The 19619-nt window shown below is 70.9% G+C and carries 16 protein-coding genes; 7 read left to right on the plus strand and 9 right to left on the minus strand.

Annotated elements, in window-relative coordinates:
- The first annotated feature begins 152 nt into the window (after positions 1–152).
- The 3 genes from OG223_RS09915 to OG223_RS09925 are packed head-to-tail and all read left to right on the plus strand — an operon-like array spanning position 153 to position 3131.
- Positions 153–1178, plus strand: a complete 1026-nt coding sequence (locus OG223_RS09915; protein WP_329245358.1) for a FecCD family ABC transporter permease — start codon at positions 153–155, stop codon at positions 1176–1178.
- On the plus strand, positions 1175–2248 hold the full coding sequence (locus OG223_RS09920) for a FecCD family ABC transporter permease (RefSeq protein ID WP_329245362.1): 1074 nt from the start codon (positions 1175–1177) through the stop codon (positions 2246–2248). The genes OG223_RS09915 and OG223_RS09920 overlap by 4 nt, the downstream gene beginning before the upstream one ends.
- Before the next feature lie 4 nt (positions 2249–2252).
- Positions 2253–3131, plus strand: coding sequence for an ABC transporter ATP-binding protein (locus tag OG223_RS09925; RefSeq protein WP_329245365.1), 879 nt, complete (start codon positions 2253–2255; stop codon positions 3129–3131).
- A gap of 46 nt (positions 3132–3177) precedes the next feature.
- Here OG223_RS09925 and OG223_RS09930 read toward each other — a convergent pair whose 3' ends face one another.
- Positions 3178–4131: a methionyl-tRNA formyltransferase gene (locus tag OG223_RS09930; RefSeq protein WP_329245368.1), complete on the minus strand. Its 954-nt coding sequence runs from the start codon at positions 4129–4131 to the stop codon at positions 3178–3180.
- Positions 4132–4214: 83 nt separating this feature from the next.
- Here OG223_RS09930 and OG223_RS09935 point away from each other — a divergent pair, with 83 nt between their 5' ends.
- Positions 4215–5537 carry a lysine N(6)-hydroxylase/L-ornithine N(5)-oxygenase family protein gene (locus OG223_RS09935; RefSeq protein WP_329245370.1) on the plus strand — a complete coding sequence of 441 codons (1323 nt, stop codon included), beginning with the start codon at positions 4215–4217 and terminating at the stop codon, positions 5535–5537.
- A gap of 114 nt (positions 5538–5651) precedes the next feature.
- Here the strand turns inward: OG223_RS09935 and OG223_RS09940 are convergent, their stop codons facing one another.
- The 6 genes from OG223_RS09940 to OG223_RS09965 form a co-directional block, all read right to left on the minus strand.
- Positions 5652–6332, minus strand: coding sequence for an isochorismatase family protein (locus OG223_RS09940; RefSeq protein ID WP_329245372.1), 681 nt, complete (start codon positions 6330–6332; stop codon positions 5652–5654).
- A 59-nt stretch (positions 6333–6391) separates the two neighbouring features.
- Positions 6392–7879: an amidohydrolase gene (locus OG223_RS09945; protein WP_329245377.1), complete on the minus strand. Its 1488-nt coding sequence runs from the start codon at positions 7877–7879 to the stop codon at positions 6392–6394.
- A 179-nt stretch (positions 7880–8058) separates the two neighbouring features.
- The gene (locus tag OG223_RS09950; protein ID WP_329245380.1) at positions 8059–10536 is read right to left on the minus strand and encodes a beta-glucosidase family protein; all 2478 of its coding nucleotides are present in this window, start codon (positions 10534–10536) and stop codon (positions 8059–8061) included.
- A gap of 397 nt (positions 10537–10933) precedes the next feature.
- Positions 10934–11524, minus strand: coding sequence for a hypothetical protein (locus OG223_RS09955; protein WP_329245382.1), 591 nt, complete (start codon positions 11522–11524; stop codon positions 10934–10936).
- 123 nt (positions 11525–11647) lie between these two features.
- Positions 11648–12028: a VOC family protein gene (locus OG223_RS09960; RefSeq protein ID WP_329245385.1), complete on the minus strand. Its 381-nt coding sequence runs from the start codon at positions 12026–12028 to the stop codon at positions 11648–11650.
- 472 nt (positions 12029–12500) lie between these two features.
- Positions 12501–14342 (minus strand): RICIN domain-containing protein, encoded by a 1842-nt coding sequence (locus tag OG223_RS09965; RefSeq protein WP_443073704.1) that lies wholly within the window; start codon positions 14340–14342, stop codon positions 12501–12503.
- Positions 14343–14683: 341 nt separating this feature from the next.
- Here OG223_RS09965 and galU point away from each other — a divergent pair, with 341 nt between their 5' ends.
- Positions 14684–15673: a UTP--glucose-1-phosphate uridylyltransferase GalU gene (galU, locus tag OG223_RS09970; protein WP_329245388.1), complete on the plus strand. Its 990-nt coding sequence runs from the start codon at positions 14684–14686 to the stop codon at positions 15671–15673.
- Positions 15674–15762: 89 nt separating this feature from the next.
- On the opposite strand, the gene OG223_RS09975 is transcribed toward galU, so the two are convergent.
- Complete coding sequence (locus tag OG223_RS09975) at positions 15763–16200, minus strand: DUF4442 domain-containing protein (protein WP_327407361.1); 438 nt, start codon at positions 16198–16200, stop codon at positions 15763–15765.
- 153 nt (positions 16201–16353) lie between these two features.
- On the opposite strand from OG223_RS09975, the gene OG223_RS09980 reads away from it, so the two are divergent.
- Both OG223_RS09980 and OG223_RS09985 read left to right on the plus strand, forming a co-directional pair.
- Positions 16354–17370 (plus strand): hypothetical protein, encoded by a 1017-nt coding sequence (locus tag OG223_RS09980; RefSeq protein WP_329245390.1) that lies wholly within the window; start codon positions 16354–16356, stop codon positions 17368–17370.
- Between the two features lie 87 nt (positions 17371–17457).
- Positions 17458–18765 carry an MFS transporter gene (locus tag OG223_RS09985; RefSeq protein ID WP_329245393.1) on the plus strand — a complete coding sequence of 436 codons (1308 nt, stop codon included), beginning with the start codon at positions 17458–17460 and terminating at the stop codon, positions 18763–18765.
- Here the strand turns inward: OG223_RS09985 and OG223_RS09990 are convergent.
- Complete coding sequence (locus tag OG223_RS09990; RefSeq protein ID WP_329265222.1) at positions 18727–19518, minus strand: spermidine synthase; 792 nt, start codon at positions 19516–19518, stop codon at positions 18727–18729. The genes OG223_RS09985 and OG223_RS09990 overlap by 39 nt on opposite strands.
- Positions 19519–19619 lie beyond the last annotated feature (101 nt).

The following is a 19619-nucleotide window of genomic DNA, read 5'->3' on the forward strand; positions in this document are numbered from 1 at the left end:
CCTTACTTGATAGACCCACCCCGGAACCACAGGTCCACGTCACAGCCGCTGAGGTTATGCTCACCTAAGCTGCTGGCGCGGCTGTCCGGTGGTTCGCCAACAGGGCTCCAGAGCACGGAAGATGACCCGGAAGACGACATGGAGACCGGCACGTGGCTTCAGGCAGAAGGCTTCGCACCACGGTGCTGGTGACACTGGTCGTCGCCCTCCTCGTCCTGCTGTCCCTGCTGTCGGTCGCCCTGGGCGCGCTCAGCGTCCCGCTCGACCAAGTGGTGCGCTCGGTGCTCGGCCATCCGCCCAGCCGCCTCGTCGACAACGTCATCTGGTCGGTGCGCGTGCCCCGCACCCTGCTCGGCCTGACGACCGGCGCGGCACTCGGCCTGTCCGGCGCACTGATGCAGGCCCTGACCCGCAATCCGCTCGCGGACCCGGGCATCCTCGGGGTGAGCGCCGGAGCGTCCTTCGCCATCGTCATGGCGGTCGGGGTGTTCGGGGTCGTCTCGCTGTACGGCTATGTGTGGTTCGCGTTCGGCGGGGCGCTCGTCGCGAGTGTCGTGGTCTTCTTCCTGGGGCGGCTGGGCGGGTCCGGGGCCACCCCGGTGAAACTGGCGCTCGCCGGGGTCGCCGTCACCTCGCTGCTCCAGTCGTTCACCAGCGCCGTCGTGCTGACCGACCAGGACGCGCTGGACCGCTACCGCTTCTGGTCGGCCGGCACCCTCGCCGATCAGGACTCCGGCGAGCTGATGCGCATCCTGCCCTTCCTCGCCGTGGGCGCCGTGTTGGCCCTGTCCCTCGCGCCCGCCCTCAACAGCATGGCCCTCGGCGACGACGTGGCCGCCTCCCTGGGACGGCGGCTCGGTCTGGTCCGCCTCCAAGGGGTCACCGCCGTCGTGCTGTTGACCGGCGCGTCGGTCGCCGTCATCGGTCCGGTGGTCTTCCTCGGTCTGGTCGTCCCGCACATCGCGCGGGTCCTCGCGCAGTACGCCGGGATCGGCCCCGACTACCGGTGGCTGCTGCCGCTGTCCGCCGCGCTCGCGCCCGTTCTGCTGCTGTCCGCCGACATCCTGGGCCGGATGGTGGACCGCCCGACCGAGATCCAGGCCGGTGTCCTCGTCGCCTTCCTCGGCGGCCCGTTCTTCATCGTCCTGGTCCGCCGCCGGAAGCTCGCGGAGGTATGAGCGTGCCCGCACCACCGTCCCCCGCCGTCCTGGGCAACCGGCCGTTCCGGCTGGCCGTCCCTCCGGTGTCCGGCGTGCTGCGTCCACGCCTGCTGCTCACGGGAGTCGGTGTCGCGCTCGGCGCGTTCCTGCTGTTCTGCTGGGGTCTGACCATCGGCGACTACCCGGTGGCCTTCACGGATGTCATCAGGGCCCTGTGGGGTTCGGGCGACGCGGGCACGGTCATCGTCGTCCAGAATCTACGGCTGCCACGCGCCCTGGTCGGCCTGCTGGTCGGCATCGCGTTCGGGGTGTCCGGGGCGGTGTTCCAGACGATGACCCGCAATCCGCTGGCCAGCCCCGACATGATCGGGCTCACCGAGGGCGCCGGAACTGCCGTGGTGGCGGCGGTCGTTCTGGGCTGGACCGGCGGACTCGGGCTGTCCACGCTGGGGTTGCTCGGCGCGCTGGCCACGGCGCTGCTCGTGTACGCGCTGGCGTGGAAGGGCGGAGCCACCGGGTACCGCATCATCCTCGTCGGCATCGGGGTGTCCTGGATCTGCTCCAGCGCCACCAACTTCCTTGTGGCGCGCGGCAGTCGGTTCCAGGCGGAGGCGGCGCTGGGCTGGCTGGTCGGCAACCTCAACGGCCGGACCTGGAGCCAGGTGGACTCCCTGGCCATCGCCCTGGCCGTCCTGCTGCCGGTCACGCTGGGCATGGGCCGCTGGATGCGCACGCTCATGCTCGGCGACGACGTGGCCGCCGGGCTCGGCACACCCGTCCAACCGGTGCGGCTGGCCCTGCTGTTGGCCGGGGTGGGCCTGGTCGCCTTCGGTACGGCGGCCGCCGGACCGGTGGCGTTCGTCGCGCTGGCCTGTCCGCAGATCGCCCAGCGGCTGGCGGGCACCTCGTCGCCGCCCCCGCTCGTCTCCGGTCTCACCGGCGCGTTCGTCGTCCTCGGCTCCGATCTCCTCGCCCGCGAGGCGATCCCGGGGACGGAACTGCCGGTCGGGATCGTCACCGGCGCCCTCGGCGCGCCGGTCCTGCTGTGGCTGCTCATCCGCGTCAACCGCGCGGGCTCTGGAGGCTGATCGCATGTCGACCACTGACCCGCGTGCCCCGCGGACGTCCGAATCACCGGCGTCCGGGCCGGAGTTGCGGGCACGCGATCTTCATCTCGCCTACGACGGGCGGCCGGTGGTCGAGAACCTGGACCTGACCGTGCCGACCGGCCGGATCACGGCCATCGTCGGCGCCAACGCCTGCGGGAAATCGACCCTGTTGCGGGCGCTCGCCCGGCTGCTGGCCCCGCGCCAGGGCGTGGTGGAGCTGGACGGCGTCGCGCTGCGGTCCGTCCCCACCCGTGAACTCGCCCGCAAACTGGGCATCTTGCCGCAGACGCCGGTGGCACCGGAGGGGCTGACCGTCCTCGACCTGGTGGGCCGGGGCCGTTCCCCGCACCAGACCTGGTGGCGACAGTGGTCGGCGGCCGACGAGGAGGCCGTGCACGCGGCCCTTGAGGCAACCAGCCTCACCGACCTCGCCGAGCGCCCGGTCGACGAACTCTCCGGCGGCCAGCGGCAACGCGCCTGGATCGCCATGGCAGTTGCGCAGGGCACCCCGGTGCTGCTCCTCGACGAGCCGACGACCTATCTCGACCTCGCCCACCAGATCGACGTGCTCGACCTGATCACGGACCTCAACCGGCGCGAGGGCCGCACGATCGTGATGGTGCTGCACGACCTCAACCAGGCCTGCCGGTACGCCGATCACGTCATCGCCATGAAGGGCGGCCGGATCGTCGCCGAGGGCGCGCCCGCCGATGTCGTCACCGAGGCCACGGTCGAGGACGTCTTCGACCTGCGCTGCCGGATCACGCCCGATCCGGTCAGCGGCACGCCGTTGGTGATACCGCTGGGGCGGCATCACCACGACGGCAACTCCCGGGCCGAGGACGCCGTCACGACCCACTGAGGCCCCCGCCGGTGAGGGGCGGGGGCCAGTTCGTCCAGGGGGATTTTCAGGGCCGGGACGTCAAGTACCCGCCCATGGTGCGGAAGTAGTCGCCGGCCGCGTGCTCCGTGCCGTCGTCCGTGCGCACCCGGCGGACCAACAGCCCACGTTCGCGCCCGGTATGGGCCTGCGGGCCCGCCACGATGACCACGCCGTCGCCCTCGCGGATGAAGATCCGGCCCGGGGTGCCGCCGTAGCGTCCCTCCGAGACGGCCGCGGAGACAATCCTCAGCCGCTCGCCGCGGTGGAAGGCGTACGCGTTCGGATACGGGTCCGACTGGGCCCGTACGAGGCGCTCCAGGCGTTCCGCGGGCCAACTCCAGTCGATACGGCTGTCCTCGGCCGAGCGCTTGTGGAAGAAGCTGGCGCGGCTGCGGTCCTGCGGCACCCACTGGCCGGCGTCCCGCCCGGAGGCGATGAGGTCGAGCGACTCGCGCACGATGGGCGCGATGAGGTCGACGGTGCGGTGGAACAGGTCGGTCGCCGTGTCGGTGGGCCCGACCGGCACCGAGCGCTGGATCAGGACGTCCCCGGCGTCGAGTTCGCCGTTCATGCGGTGCGCGGTGACGCCGACGCGCGGCTCGTCGTTCAGGAGCGCCCAGATGATCGGCGAGAAGCCCGCGTACGACGGCAGCAGCGAGTCGTGGACGTTGAGGGTGCCGTGCGGCGGGAGGTCGAACAGCTCCGGCGGCAGCCAGGTCCGCCAGTTGTTGGCGACGATGATGTCCGGCCGTGCCTCCCGTACTGCGTCGAGGAGTTCGGCGTCGTCGGGGCGGTTGCGCAGCAGGACGGGGACGTCGTTTTTCTCGGCGAGTTCGGCGACGCTGTCGTCCCAGATCTTCTCGTAGGCATGCTCACTTTTCGGGTGGGTGACGACGAGAACGACCTCGTGGTCGGAGTCCAGCAACGCCTGCAGCGTGCGGTGACCCCAGGTCTGATAGCCGAGCATGACGACCCGCATGACGGTCCTTCCCTTCAACGACTCATTGCAAGGTAAGCCTTACCTTATCTAGCATTGGGCTGCCTGAGGGAGGCGATGCCACGGTGAAGTCACCGCTACTGGATTCCGAAGTGGTCCACGACATACTCGGAATCGGATTCGGTCCGTCAAATCTCGCTCTGTCCATAGCGGTTGAGGAGCACAACAAGAGCCTTCCGGCAGACAGCCGTCTCAACGCCCTGTTCCTGGAACGCCAGCCGCGGTTCGGCTGGCACCGGGGCATGCTGATCGACGACGCCACGATGCAGGTGTCGTTCCTCAAAGACCTGGTCACGCTGCGGAATCCGACCAGCGACTACAGCTTCCTCTGCTTCCTGCGCGAGCAGGGCAGACTGATCGACTTCCTGAACCAGAAGACCCTGTTCCCGCTGCGCGTGGAGTTCCACGAGTACTTCGAGTGGGCGGCCGAGCGGGTCTCCCATCTGGTCTCCTACGGCAGCGAGGTCGTCGCCGTCGACCCGGTGCGCGGCGACGACGGTGAGATCGCCTACTTCGACGTCACCAGCCACGACCCTTCGGGTTCCGGTACGACGATCACCCGCCGGGCGCGCAACATCAGCGTCGCGATGGGACTCGAGCCGCATGTGCCGCCGGGGCTCGAACTGGCCGAACGCATCTGGCACAACAGCGAGTTGATCCCCCGCGCGACCCGACTCGCCGACGAGGGCAAGCCCGTGCAGCGGGCCGTGGTGCTCGGCGCCGGACAGAGCGCCGCCGAGGCGGTGGACTATCTGCACCGCACCTTCCCGGACGCCGAGGTGTGCTCGGTGTTCGCCAAATACGGCTACACCCCGGCCGACGACAGCCCGTTCGCGAACCGCATCTTCGACCCGGAGGCGGTGGACGTCTACTTCTCGGCCCCGTCCGAGGTCAAGCAGTCGCTCATCGACTACCACCGCTCGACCAACTACTCAGTGGTCGACATGGAGTTGATCGAGGCCCTGTACGCCACCGCGTACCGGGAGAAGGTGGCCGGACGGGAACGGCTGCGCTTCCTCAACGTCTCCCGGATCCGCGCCGTCGACCCCGCGTCGGACGGCGGTCTCGACATCGCCGTGGAGTTCCTGCCCACCGGCGAGAAGCAGGTGCTGTCCGCGGATGTGCTGGTGCTCGCCACCGGTTACCGTCCCCGCGACCTGAGTTCACTGCTCGGCGAGGCGGCGAAGCTCTGCCTGAGGGACGACGGCGACGAGGTCCGCGTGGGCCGCGACCACCGGGTCGAGACGGTCCCCGAAGTCACCGCGGGCCTCTACCTCCAGGGCGGCACCGAGCACACGCACGGGCTGACCAGCACGCTGCTGTCGACGGTCGCGGTGCGGGCGGAGGAGATCCATCGGTCGGTGCAGGCGGCGAAACTGCCTGCCTGACGCCCCACATGACTCCCCGGGCCCGGAGGGTACGGTCCCTTCCGGGCCCGGGGTTCTTTCTGTGCTTGCCGGCGTTCTTTCTGTGCTTGCCGGTCGCCGCCGGCCAAACCCCGGTCACATCAACGGCGTTGAGGGGCGGCTCTCCCCGCGGTGCCGGGGTCCGGGCCCGCCGAACACGTCCGCCACGCCCCGCACGGTTCTGACCGCTCCGCAGGTCGCCGCGATCCAGTCCATGGCCATCCGGTGGTCTTCGTGTGCCCGGTCGGCCACCGCGTCGGCGACGACGAAGGGCTCCATGTCCTGCATCCACGCGTCGGCGGCCGTCAGCAGGACCTGGGTGCGGGCGAACACGCCGACGATCACGGGCTGGTCGCGCCCCAACTCCGCGAGTCTGCGCCGCAGCCGGGTGCCGGCGAAGGCGCTGAACCGCTTCGCCACCAGCACGCTGTCGCCGACCTGCGGCCGGATCGCGTCCACGACGTCACGGGAGTCCTCGCCGCCGGGCAGGCGGGGATGCCCGAAGCTGGTCTCGCGACCGTCCGGTTCCCGCTCAGCGGTCTTGAGGGTGTACAGGACGGGGATGCCCGCCGCCCGCGCCGACTCCGTCAACCGCCCCACTCCCGCGAGGAGTTCACCGACCGGCGCGGAGGACTCCCGCAGCACGTGCAGGAAGTGGTTCTGGACGTTCAGGACCACCAGCGCCGCGCGGCACGGGTCGATCGCCCAGCCCGTCCGGTCCGGGGGCAGCGCGGCGGGGCCGGGCATGACGTACGGGACCATGTCGGATGACGGCATACGCAGCGGCCTCTCACCGGTCGTCGAGGGTCGTGGGGAACGGAGGGCACGCGACCGACTCAGTAAGTCCCATGCGTCCAGCGGCCGTTCGTCATCGTGGCGTGCACGGGCATCGCGCGCAGGGTGTCCGGGTCGGCGTCCAGGGGATCCGCGTCGACGACCACCAGGTCGGCCGGATCGCCGACCCTGACGAGCCGGCGTCCGCGGGCCGCCGCGACCAACGCGTCCGGTACGGACAGTCGTTGCTCCGGATGCCAGGCGGGGCGCTCGTCGTCGGTGCGGCTGACGGCGGACGCGATGGCGAGCCAGGGGTCGAGCGGCGACACCGGGGCGTCGGAACCGAACTCCAGCCGTGCGCCGGCGGCGAGCAGGTCACCGTAGGCGAAGGCGCGTCCGGTGCGTCCGGCCCAGTGCCGGTCCGCCACGTCCCGGTCGTCCGTCGCGTGCCGGGGCTGCACTCCCGCCACCACGCCCAACTGCGCGAATCTCGGCAGGTCTTGAGGACTCAGCAACTGCGCGTGCTCGATCCGGCCACGGCAGCGCACCGCCTCGAAGGCGTCCAGGGCAACGGTGTTGGCACGGTCGCCGATGGCGTGCACCGCGGGCTCGACACCGTGCGCGGCGGCGTGCCGCATGAGCCGTACGAGCTCGTCGGGTGCCGTCTCCTCGATGCCGTGGGCGCCGTCCGTGTCCTCAAGTCCCGGGTAGGGGTCGCGACACAGGGCGGTACGCGTGTTGAGCGAACCGTCCGTGAAGAGCTTGAGCGGGCCCACCTGAACCAGCCCACCCTCCGCGCCGACGACGTCCCCCGTCCGCAGCCCGCGTTTGATCGCGGCGTCCAGGTAACTCGGATACACCGCGGCCGACACCCGTACGGCGGGCCGGAATTGGGCCGAACGCCGTTCCCAGTCCGCGACCGTGTCGCCGAACTGGAAGTCGATGACACCGCTGACCCCGCGCGCGGCGGCGGCCCGGCAGGCCTCCTCGATCCACCCGTCGACCACCTCGTCCGGCGCCGCGGGCAGGGCCGACAGGACCTCGTGGGCCTCGTGTTCCCTGATCAGACCGGTGGGGTGGTCGCCCCGGCCGACGAGGGCGAGACAGGCGGAGTTGAGCCACGAGGCATGCAGATCGGCGCTGACCAGGGCGACCGGCCGATCGGGCAGCACCGCGTCCAGCAGCCGCTTGTGCGGGGCGTCGGCCCACAGCCCGTCCCGGAACCCGTACCCGTAGAACACCGTGCCGTCGGATGCTCCGGCGCGCTCCCGGACGAGCTCGGCGACCGCCTGCGCGGAGGCGGTACCGGCCAGGTCCAGCCGGTGCCGGGCGCTCGCCCACTCCGCGAGGTGGACGTGCGCGTCCCACAGGCCCGGCAGCAACACCCGCCCGCCGAGGTCGAGTTGCCGCTCACCGCCGGACTCGGCGCCCGCGTCCGCTGCCGGCACGACGTGGGTGATCCGCCCGTCCGCCACGCGCACCCGCGCGAGCGGCCCACCCGCACCGAGCCGCACCCGATCGAGTGTCAGGGCGCTGGGGTTGTCCGCCATAAGGGCCTCCAGGGGAATGCCGAGGGCACTCCACCAACGATTCCACCAAGTTAAGTAAGGCTTACCTTACCTTGCGGATCGCCGTTCCGTCCCCGATGGACGGTTCCCGGCCCCCGCCCGGTCACCGACCCCACCGATCCCCTCGGCAAGGCCGATGACCAGGCACGGTACTCCCTATGTCACCGCTTCACCTCCGCACTCGTCCGCACCCGCAGATCCCCCGCCGAGGCCCCGACCCACACGGCCCGCCGCCCCGTCCCCAGCACCCACGCATGCCGCCGCACATCCCACGACGACAAGGTCCGCGCGTCCACCCGCACAGTGACCCGCCGCCGCTCCCCGCCGCGCAGCGCGAGCCGCCGATAGGCGCCCAACACCCGGACAGCCTGGTCGAGTTGCAGGTCAGGTGAGCGGCCGACGTACACCTGAGGCACGGCCACCCCGGCCCGTCGCCCGGCGTTGCGGACCGTGAAGGTCACCTCCAGCCCGTGCCCGTTCCACCGCGCCGACGCGTCCTCGTAGGAGAAGGAGGTGTACGACAGTCCGTGCCCGAAGGGGTAGAGCGGCCGGACGCCCTCCGCGTCGTACCAGCGGTAGCCGACGTGGATGCCTTCCGAGTACTCCTCGGTGCCGTTCACACCGGGGTAGCGGAGCGGGTCCCCGGCGACCGGGTGGTGGGCGTCGTCGACCGGGAAGGACTGGGTGAGGCGGCCGCCCGGGTCGGAGTCCCCGAACAGGACGGCGGCGGTGGCGGCTGCGCCCTCCTGGCCCGGGTAGTACATCTGGAGGACCGCGCCGGTGCGGGCCAGCCACGGCATCGAGGTCGAGGACGAGGTGTTGAGGACGACGGTGGTGCGCGGGTTCGCCGCCGTGACCGCGCCGATCAAGTCGCCCTGGTTTCCCGGGAGTTCGAGGGTGGTGCGGTCGAGCCCCTCGGTGGCGTCCTCGTAGCCGAACAGGACGACCTGGCGGGCGGCGCGCGCCGTCGCGACCGCCTCGGCGACGTCCTGCCCGCGGGTCTCCCCGGTGATCCGCCGCAGCCGGAACAGCAGTCCCGCGTCACCGCCCGCAGCGGTGATCTTGAGAGTGTGCGCACCCGCGGCGAGGGTGAGGGTCTTGCGGCGGACGGAGAGGCCGTCGGGGGAGACGGAGATCAGGCCGCCGGAGAAGTACTCGCCGTATCCGGCCGCGAGGGGGAACAACTCCACGCCGTCGAGGAGGACTTGGGGGCGGGCGGTGGGCGCGGAGGAGAAGTGGAGTACGAAGGTCCACTCGTCGGTCCCGGCGACGGTGAGCGAGCCGTCGTACGACCATGTCCCGCCCGCCGCCACCCGCTGCCCCTCGCTGTCGAAGGCCGGCGTGAGCGAGGACGCCGGGATCGCCTTGCCGAACAGGTCCTCGCCGAGCGCGTACGTCACCCGGGTCCGCGCGCCGGCCCGTGCCCTGATCGCGTCGAGCGGGCTGTCCGCGTGGTCCGGTACGACATGCGCGCTGCCCCCGCCGCTGACGAAGGGCAGGGAGCCGGTGGGGCCGATCACCGCGATGGAGCCGTCGGTCAGCGGGAGGGTGCGGTGTTCGTTGCGGAGCAGGGTCGCGCCCGCCTTGGCGACCTCCAGGGCGACGGCGGCGCCGGCCTTCGCATCGCGGGCGGGGCGCGGCGGCACGCTGCCGTCGAGGAGTCCGAACCGGTCCATGACGCCGAGGATCCGGCGCACCGCGCGGTCGACGTACCGCTCGGGCAGACTGCCGTTCTGCACGGCCGACTTGAGGGGCGTGCCGAAGTAGGTGCCGTCCGGCATCTCCATGTCGAGACCGGCGGTGATCGCGGCGACGGTGCTGTGCGCGGCGAACCAGTCGGTCATCACCCAGCCGTCGAAGCCCCATTGGCCGCGCAGGATGTCGGTGAGGAGGGTCTTGTTCTCGCAGGCGAAGGTGCCGTTGACCTTGTTGTAGGCGCCCATCACCGCACCCGTGCCGGCGCCGACGGCCGCTTCGAAACCGCGCAACTCGACCTCGTGCATGGTCTGTTCGTCGACCCGCACGTCGATGGAACCGCGGTCCTTCTCCTGGTTGTTCATCGCGAAGTGCTTGACGGTCGCGATGAGGCCCTCGCCCTGGATGCCCTTGATCTCGGCGGCGACCAGGTCACCGGCGAGCAGCGGATCCTCGCTGAGGGTCTCGAAGTTGCGGCCCGCGTACGGGGTGCGGATGAGGTTCACCATCGGGGACAGCAGGACGTCCTGGCCGAGGGCGCGTCCCTCGCGGCCGACGACCTGGCCGTAGCGGCGGGCGAGTTCGGGGTCGAAGGCGGAGGCGAGCAGGACGGGTGCCGGGAGGGCGGTGGCGTGTGCGGTGACGCGGACGCCGGCCGGTCCGTCGGTGAGCCGTAGCGGCGGGATCTTCAGGCGCGGGACTCCGGGGATGTAGCCGGCCTGGCCGAGCGAGTTCGGGTCGGTGGCGCCGTGCAGGAGGGAGATCTTCTCGTCGAGGGTGAGCCGGGCCAGAAGTCCTTCCACTCGGGGGCCGGCCCCCGCCTCGGGTCTGGCCCGGTCGTCCGCGTACGACGGGGAGACGAGTCCGGTGGTGGCCGCGGTGGCCACCGCGATCGCACCGCCCAGCAGACGCAGGGCGGATCGCCGGGACACGGTGTCGGTCATGAGCCGTCACTCCTTCGTCCTTCGGTGCGCGGTCCACGCCGTCGTGGACCGCGTCTGCGCCTCGGTGCCCCGGGGGTGTGTTCAGTGTCTGAACACACCATGTGGCGGACCGGAGTTGACGACCCGCCGGGCACTACTCGCGCGGCGGGAAAACTATGACCGGCACTGACTCGTGTCAACGATCCGAACAGGAATCGACCGCGAGCCGACAAGAACCGAAGGGTGAGCTGCGGGGGGAGTATCTGCCGTCGATCCGACGCCCGCTGATGATCCTGGAGCAGAACAACGGCCGGCATAAGAACGGTGGCGGCGCTGCGGTGGGGTGCGGAGGCGTTCGCGTAGGAGCGGGGGTGGGCGCCGAGTTCGTGGCACCGCTCGCCCTTCCGGCCCCTTTTGATCAGCCGTTGCGTGGGCGTCCCTTGTAGGAGCGGGCGGTGTCCCCAAGCCTTCCGATCGCCTCGTCGACGTCACGATCGGCCCGGGCACGCGTGGCCGACTTGGGCTTCTCGGAGTAGGCGGCCACGAGGCTGCCCAGCGCGTCTGTGACGGCGGTGGAGGCTTCCCGTAGTTCGACGTCGCTGAGCATGGCGATCCGCGCCGCGGCTGCCGCCATGCGGGACGCAGGACCTGTCAGCACGGCTTCTTCGGCGACGTCAGCGGTGCGCCGCCAGGCGAGTGCCGACCCGAGACCTTCGGCCACGCCACGGTAGACGCGACCTTCTTCGAAACCGGCCAGCAGTTGGGCCACGGACCGCGCCAGCGCGCTCACGATCGTTCTCTTGTCCCGCCATCGGGTTTCCCAGATGGCGAGGGCCAGCTTCACGTCCAGGGCCGCCTGAATCAGCTCCCGCACGGCGCTCCGCGCTTCGCCGACTGCCGCCGACCTGCGCGTTGCCTTGTCTTTGAGGCCGGTGAACAGTTGCCCGCCCACGAAGATCGCAATCGAGGTCACGGCGGTGACGACAGCGACCCATACCTTCGCATCCACGGCCGGTCACTCTGCCATGCGGAAGGCCGACAACTCCGTTGGACATGCCGGGTGTTGAAGCCCTCGCCGTCACACTCCGGCAAAGTGGTCTCGCGCCGGCGCGACTGGATCCGTGACCTGCCCTCAGTGACGGACCAGGCAGAACGGATGCCCTGCGGGATCGGCATAGACACGCCAGCTCCGTCGATCGGAACCGTCGTCGTCCAATACGGTCGCCCCCATGGCCAGCACCTGCTCTTGGGCTCGGTCCAGGTCCGCAACGCCGAAGTCCATGTGGAACTGCTGGGGACGGGCGGGGTCCGGCCACTGAGGCGGCCGATAGTCCGCTGACCGCTGGAACGCGAGAACGAGACCGGAGGGCGTGTGCAACGTCGCCCAGTTGTCGCCGAGTGCCCAGCGCCGATCCTGCTGATTGACCGTCCCACCGAGCACCGCCCGGTAGAACTCGGCGAGTTCCACCGGATCCGAGCAGTCCAGCACCACACATTGAAGATCAGCGATCACGAACGGATCCTAGTCGTCCGGCTCAATGAACCAGCCCCGAGGTGTGCCCCCAGAGCTGATGACGTCGTCGAGGTCGGTGCGGTGAAACCGGCGAGGCCGCCAAGACCGCTCACCACGGATCCGACGGCTGACCGCGTGTCGACGGAGAATCCCCCTACCACGCCCGACATGTACTGCCCCCGCTTGTTGTGACCAGTGCGATCGGCAGGGGGCGAGCATGCACTGCCGACGACGCTCGGAGGAGGCGTACGACCGGGTCGTGACCCGGTGGTCGGGTGGATTCTCGTCGCCCGGCTGAAGCGTCCCAGCCACAGTCGGGCGACGAGCAAGGGCACCGCTCCGTGTCCCTCTCCTCTGATTCGGAGCCGCCGCCCGTGCGGATGGGTCCGGGTGCGTACTTCCTGCGCCGGGCCGGCGCGTGCGGGGCCACCCCTACACGGCGGCCCCCACTGGTTCTCAGCGATTCAGCGGTTCAGCGCAGGACCGGCAGGAGGCCGGTGACGGTGTCCACGACGTCCGCCACGACCGTCACCAGCGGCTGAACGGCCTCGGCGGCCGAGGCCGGCTGGACGGACGGTGCGGGCTCGGGCTGCGGCGCGGGCTCGTCGCAGCAGGCGACCTGGGCGGCGCGGGGCGCGTACTGCGACGGCCCGTTCTCCTCCGGAGAGCCCGTGGGAGGCGGCGGTACGTCACCCTGGGGTGCGCCCTCGGGTGGCACGGGCGCCTTCGGATCGCCGCTTCCGGGCATGTCACCCTGCCCCGGCCCCTCCCCCGCTCCGCCCGGTTCGCTCTGCTTCACGCGCGCGTCGGCGGTGGATTCCAGCGCCCACCGCTGCCTGTCGGACCCGTCCCGGTCCGTCACCACGAGCCGCGCCCCGGCCTTTCCGCTCGCGGGAGCGACGGCCAGCCCCTGGCTCCAGCGGAGCAGGAACTCACCGCTCACCGTCAGGTCGTAGTGCACCTCGCCCGCGTGCACCAGACAGCCGGCCAGCGTGACCGTGCCGGCGGTGGTGTCGGCGTCGAGGCAGAGTCCCGGGTCGGTGAGGCTGCGCAGCAGACCGTCCTGGTCGTACGACCACTGCTGGGTGCCGGCGGTCGAGCAGGCCGCGAGGGCGACGGCGGCGCCGGACCGCACGCGGCCCGGAATGTCGAGGCACAGGCCCGAGGCGAGGCTGCGCAGCACGCCCTGCTGGACGACTCCCCCGCCGGTGCCGGCGGCCGACGCGGAGGCGGCGGAACCGTCGGACGAGGGCGCGCCGACGGGGCTCGGGCGGGTCGAACTGCCGCTGGCCGCGCCCCAAGTGACGTGCGGATCGGGTGTGTTGCCCCCTTCGCTCCAGCCCTTGGTGGCGAGGACGGTCGCGAGCAGGGCGAGGGAGGTCAGGCCGACGCCCACGAGCGTGACCCTGGGATGCCTGCGCGGAAAGGTGAGACGACCCTCCGGTACGGGACGGTGGCGGCCCATCGGACGGCGGGCGGTACGGGCGGCGGTCGCACGGCCGGGCCGTGAGTCGACGTAGCGGCGAGCGCCCCAGCCGAGGACGGTCTCGGCGAGCAGCACTTCGAGGCCGCCCTCGAAATGGCTCAACTGCTCTGCCGCGAAACGGCAGTAGCGGCACGTCATGAGATGCCGTTGCACATCGGGCAACAGGCTGCCGCCGCGGCGGATCGGAACGTCGAGGAGTCGGTTGTAGTGGCGGCATTCATAGGTCGGTGCGAGTTCCAGGTGGGCGCGTACGCAGCCCGCCCTGAATTGTTCACGTGCCTGGTCCAGCGCGGCGGTCGCGGTGAGCTCGTCCACGCCCAGCAGACCGGCCGGTACGGATATGGGTTCGGCCTCGACCTCGGTGTGCCACAGCAGGCATTGGGAGGCACCGGACAGCGCGCCGAAAGCGCGCTCCGCGAGCTTGCGCCTTTCGGAGGTGCCGGACCTCGCCGCGCGTAGACCTCGGGCGCCCGTGGTTTTACGAAGTTCCGGCAGCAGGGCGGCAATTCGCTCCTCCGCCGCCCACTTCTTCGCCATCTCCCTTACAGCAACGAGGAGTTGGGGACGTAGCGCGCCGCCGGGCGCACGGCCGGCCAGTACCTGGTGGAAGGCCGCACCCGCCACCATGGACGCCGAACTCTCGGCAGACGCAAGACAGATGACCGCATATTCGCTTGTCGCCTGCCAGTGGCGCGCGAGCAACAGGGCGACGGCGTGAGTGCCCTCGGCTTTGTCGCCGAGTTGCGCCACGAGATTGCGGTCCGACTCCCCCGGACTCGATCCGGGGCGAGGCGGGAACGGCGGGCGTGGGGGGTAGGGGGATTGCACGGGAGCATTTCCTTCCAAGCCGCAGGACGGCACACGAATGCCCGACCATCGGAAAGCAGGTGCTTGATTGGTGCATACCTATGAGCTGTCAGAAACGACCCTGACCATTGCCTTCTCACGACTGGCCTCATGAGGTGGCTCACACTCGCACAAGCGCCAGACAGGAAACAAGGAGTTCAGGTGACCGATGTTCAAAACGCTATGAATTCAGATTGGTTACCGCGGGTATCCACAGGCGTCTCCACAAAATCTCCAACTCCTCCGCGAACTAAGGGAGGCACACAGGGAACTCCGACGTTTCTCTCGGGATGCTCTCATCGCCGTGGACCACCATGGGCCGCATGATCGCCCCCCACTCTTCAGCCACCCCCGCACCCGCCCCCGTCCCCACGGTCCGCAAGGCGGTCGTGCCGGCCGCCGGGCTCGGCACGCGGTTCCTGCCCGCGACGAAGGCGACCCCGAAGGAGATGCTCCCGGTCGTCGACAAGCCCGCGATCCAGTACGTCGTGGAGGAGGCAGCCGCGGCCGGGCTCGACGACATCCTGATGGTCACCGGCCGGCACAAGCGCGCCATCGAGGACCACTTCGACCACGCCTTCGAACTGGAACAGGCCCTGGCCGCCAAGGGCGACACCGTGCGCCTGGACGCCGTACGCGACCCCGCACGCCTCGCCGACATCCACCACATCCGCCAGGGCGACCCGCTCGGCCTCGGACACGCGGTGCTGTGCGCCCGCCATCACGTCGGCGACCAGCCCTTCGCCGTCCTTCTCGGCGACGACCTGATCGACCCGCGCGAGACCCTGCTCAGCCAGATGCTGGAGGTCCGCGAGCGGTACGCCGGCAGCGTGGTCGCCCTCATGGAAGTCCCTGAGGAATCAGTCCACTTGTACGGCTGCGCGGCCGTGGAGCCGACCGGCGAGGACGGCGTCGTACGGGTCACCGGCCTGGTCGAGAAGCCCTCCCGCGAGGACGCGCCGAGCCGCTACGCCGTCATCGGCCGCTACGTCCTCGACCCGGCGATCTTCCCCACCCTGGAGCGCACCCCGCCCGGCCGCGGCGGCGAGATCCAACTCACCGACGCCCTCCAGGAGTTGGCCGCCGGCGGCACGGTCCACGGAGTCGTCTTCAAGGGCCTGCGCTACGACACCGGCGACAAGGCCGACTACCTGCGCACGGTGGTCCGGCTGGCCTGCGACCGCTCGGATCTGGGACCCGAATTCGTCGCGTGGCTCAAGGAGTTCGTGGCGGGACTGGAGAACGGCGAAAGCGGCGGAGGCAGCGGGAGCGGCGAGGCCGGCGCGAGCGAGGGCGAGCGGATCGCCGCCTGAACTCCACGCGCGCGAGGGCCCGGTCACGCCGTAAGCGATGACCGGGCCCTCGTATCAACTCTGCTCAATTCACCTCTGGTTGGCGATGGTCAGCCGTTCGGCCGGAGGGTCCAGATGACCGTCATCTCGCCCGTGACGGCGCCGTCCTCGCGCTGGATCGCGACCGTGACCGGGAACTCGGGGCGCTCGCCCGCGTCGAGTTCGGCGACGACGTCGGCGGCGGGGCGGCCGAGGGTCGCGGTGGCCTTCACCGGGCCGAGGGCGATCTTCTTGAACGCGATCTCCGCGTTGACCGGGAGCGGCACGGCCCGCGAGAGCTGGTCGCCGAAGGCGGCGAGGACGATCGCGCCGCTGGCGGACTCCCCGAGGGTGAACATGGCACCGGCGTGCGGCCCGCCGACGTGGTTGCGGTACTCGCTCTGGTCCGGCAGCGCCAGCACGGCGCGCTCCGGACTGGTCTCCAGGTACTCCAGGTTCAGGGTCCGAACCATCGGCACCGTGGCGGCGAGCAACTCGCCTATGGACATCTGGTCAGCGCTCATGACGGTGATGTTACCCACGAGTAGCCGAATCTGGCCAGATGTGTGCGGCCGTACACACATCACCCCCACCAACTTGGTACGACCCTGACAAGGGGCGGTGACCCCACCGTGTCCCGCGCCGCACTAGGGTTGCTGCCCATGTGGCCAGGACAGCAGCCGCCCGGGGGCGAGCAGAACCCGCAGGACAACCCGTACCAGCAGCCGGGGTACCAACAGCCGAATCCGTATCAGCAGCCCGGCTACCAGCAGCCCAATCCCTATGGGCAGCAACCGCATTGGGGCGCTCCGGGTCCGGCGGGCGGACCGCAGCCGCCGCAGGGCGGGGGTGGCGGGAACCGGACGAAGCTGGTCGCGATCGTCGCCGCCACGGCCGTCGTCGTAGCCGCGGGGGTGACCGGTTTCCTGGTCCTGGGCGGCAACAAGGACGACAAGGCGGACGGCGGCAAGGACACATCGAGCCGGTCGCCGTCGGCGTCCGCGGACCCGAGTGAGTCCTCCTCCGGTTCGGACGACAACCCGCGCGGCAACGAGACCGAGAAGGCGACGATCGCGGGCTGGAAGGTCGTCGTCAACCAGAAGTACGGCACCGCGTTCGACGTCCCCGCCGACTGGGAGGTCGGCAAGCCGGGCACCTTCACCTTCTTCGAGGACGAGGTGAAGGGCGACGGCTCCCCGTACATCGGCTTCTCGGCGCCCGCCTATCTGAAGCAGAACTGGTGCGAGTCCGACGACGACAAGGACGGCACCACGGAGACCTCGTCGCTGGCGTCCAGCGGCACCAAGGGCGAGGACGGCGCGAAGGACACGGCGAGCACCGCGCGCGGTGACGCGGCGGCGTTCGCGTTCGGTGGGTACACGGACCAGAAGGAATCGTCCAAGAAGTACCTGAAGATCGGCGCGGCGAAGTCGTACACGACGAAGTCGGGTGTCGCCGGCAGCGTCGCCACCTCCTACACGTCCGGCGTCCCGAAGTCCGGCAAGTGCTCCTCCGACGGCAAGGCGACCACCTTCGCCTTCAAGAACTCGGCGGACGACTTCGTCTCCTGGACGCTCTACGGCGCGAAGGGCGTCAGCGAGGAGATCCCGGACGCGACGGTGCAGAAGATCCTCAGCACCGTACGGCTGCACGGGGACCCCACGGGCAGCACGAGCTGACGCGCCGGCTTTGCCCGTTGTCCGTTTGGCCGGATTCTGGCAGCAAACTGTTTGGCAGGCGGCGGCCCGGGCGGCGATAGTCGGCCGGTGACCGTCACCCCCGCCTCCCGTCGACCGCACCGGCCCGACTGGGCGGGCCGCAACTACACCCTGCTGACCGCCGCCGCGGTGGCGACCGGACTCGGTGGCAACGGCGCGCTGATCGCCTCCGCGTTCGCGGTGCTGGACGCGGGCGGCGACAGCGGTGACGTGGGTCTGGTGGCCGCCTCGCGCACGCTGCCGCTGGTGGTGTTCCTGCTGATCAGCGGTGCGATCGCGGACCGGGTGCCGCGGCACCACGTGATGGTCGCGGCCAACGCCCTCAGCGGTGTGTCGCAGGCGGTCTTCGCGGTGCTCGTCCTGACCGGCGAGCCCCGACTGTGGCAGATGATGCTGCTGACCGCGCTGGGCGGCACCGGCCAGGCGTTCTTCGGCCCGGCGGCCGAGGGCATGCTGATGTCCACGGTGAGCGGCGAACAGGCGGGCCGGGCGTTCGCCGTGTTCCGGATGGCGATGCAGGGCGCGTCCCTGGGCGGCGCGGCTCTCGGCGGCGCGCTGGTCGCCGTGGTCGGCCCCGGCTGGGTGCTCGCGATCGACGCGGCGGCGTTCGCGGTCGCCGGGGCGCTGCGCTCCTTCCTCGACGTGAGCCACATCCCGCCACGCGCGCCGGGCGGCGGCATGCTCGCCGATCTCCGGGACGGCTGGCGGGAGTTCATCGGCCGGCCCTGGCTGTGGTCCATTGTCGTGGCGTTCTCCGTCGCCAACGCGGTCGTCGGCGCGGCGGACGCGGTCTACGGCCCGCTCGTCGCCCGTGACAGCCTCGGCGGTGCGGGCCCGTGGGGCCTGGCCCTGGCCGCGTTCGGCGCGGGCACGGTGGCCGGCGCCCTGCTGATGACCCGCTGGAAACCCCGCCGCCTGCTCCTCGCGGGCATGCTCGGCATCTTCCCGCTGGCCCTCCCGTCCGCCGCGCTCGCGGTACCGGTGCCGCTCGGCGTCCTGTTCGCGGTGATGTTCGTCGCGGGTGCGACGGTGGAGGTGTTCGGGGTGTCGTGGATGACCGCCCTGCATCAGGAGATCCCCGAGGAGAAGCTCTCCCGGATCGCGGCCTACGACTGGTTCGGCTCGATCGCGCTGGTGCCGCTGGCCGCCGCGGCGGCGGGCCCGACGGAGTCGGCCTTCGGGCGTACGGCGGCGCTGTGGGGGTGCGCGGTCCTGGTCACAGTGGTCACGGGGGCGGTGCTGTGTGTGCCGGAGGTGCGGAACCTGCGGCGGCGCACAGGGGCGACACCACAGGAGGCGCTGGACGGCTCGACCGACTCAGCCGATACCGAATGCCCCGTTCGGGGGCACGGGTGACGGCACGGCGTCCTCGTCACGGACCGGCCGCGCACCGCCGATGAACTCCCTGAGCGCGGGCCCGTGTTCGAGCCGGGCCGGGAACACGTCGGAGGCCACGAGCCGGGTCAGCGCCGCCGCGTCGATCGGGTGGTGCGCGGCGACGAGCACCGTGTTGCCGAAGCGGCGTCCGCGCAGGACGCCCGGTTCCGCGATCAGCGCCAGTTCCTGGAACACCGTGCCGAACGTGGCGAGTTGAGCCCGCAGGAAGGCGAAGGGCGCGGCGTCCGCGAGGTTGGCGAGGTAGACGCCGTCGGCGCGCAGGACCCGTTCGGCCTCGCGGGCGTACGCCACGGAGGTGAGATGCGCCGGGACCCGTGAACCGCCGAAGACATCGGCGACGACCACATCCGCCGAACCGTCCGGCGCCGCCTCCACCCAGGCGCGGGCATCGGCTCCGTGCACGGTGACGCCGGCGCCGTCCGGCAAGGGCAGGTGCTCGGTGACCAGTTCCAGCAGCCCCCGGTCGGCCTCGACCACGTCCTGCCGCGAGCCGGGCCGGGTCGCCGCGACATACCGGGGCAGCGTGAGGGCCCCACCGCCCAGGTGCAGCACGTCCAGCGGGCGGCCCGGTTCCGCGACCGTGTCCAGCACATGCCCGAGCCGCCGTGTGTACTCGAACTCCAGATGCGTCGGCGCGTCCAGGTCCACATAGGACTGCGGCGCCCCGTCGACGGTCAGCAGCCAGGCCCGCGCCCGGTCCACGTCGGGCATGAGTCTGGCGACCCCGTGATCGACGTCCCGGATCACGGGTATCGGCTCGTTGACGGGTAGTGGCTCGTTCACAGGCCCATTGTGCCGGGGTGGTGGGGTGG

It is taken from the genome of Streptomyces sp. NBC_01478, assembly GCF_036227225.1.
In the GTDB taxonomy this organism is placed as follows: Bacteria; Actinomycetota; Actinomycetes; order Streptomycetales; family Streptomycetaceae; genus Streptomyces.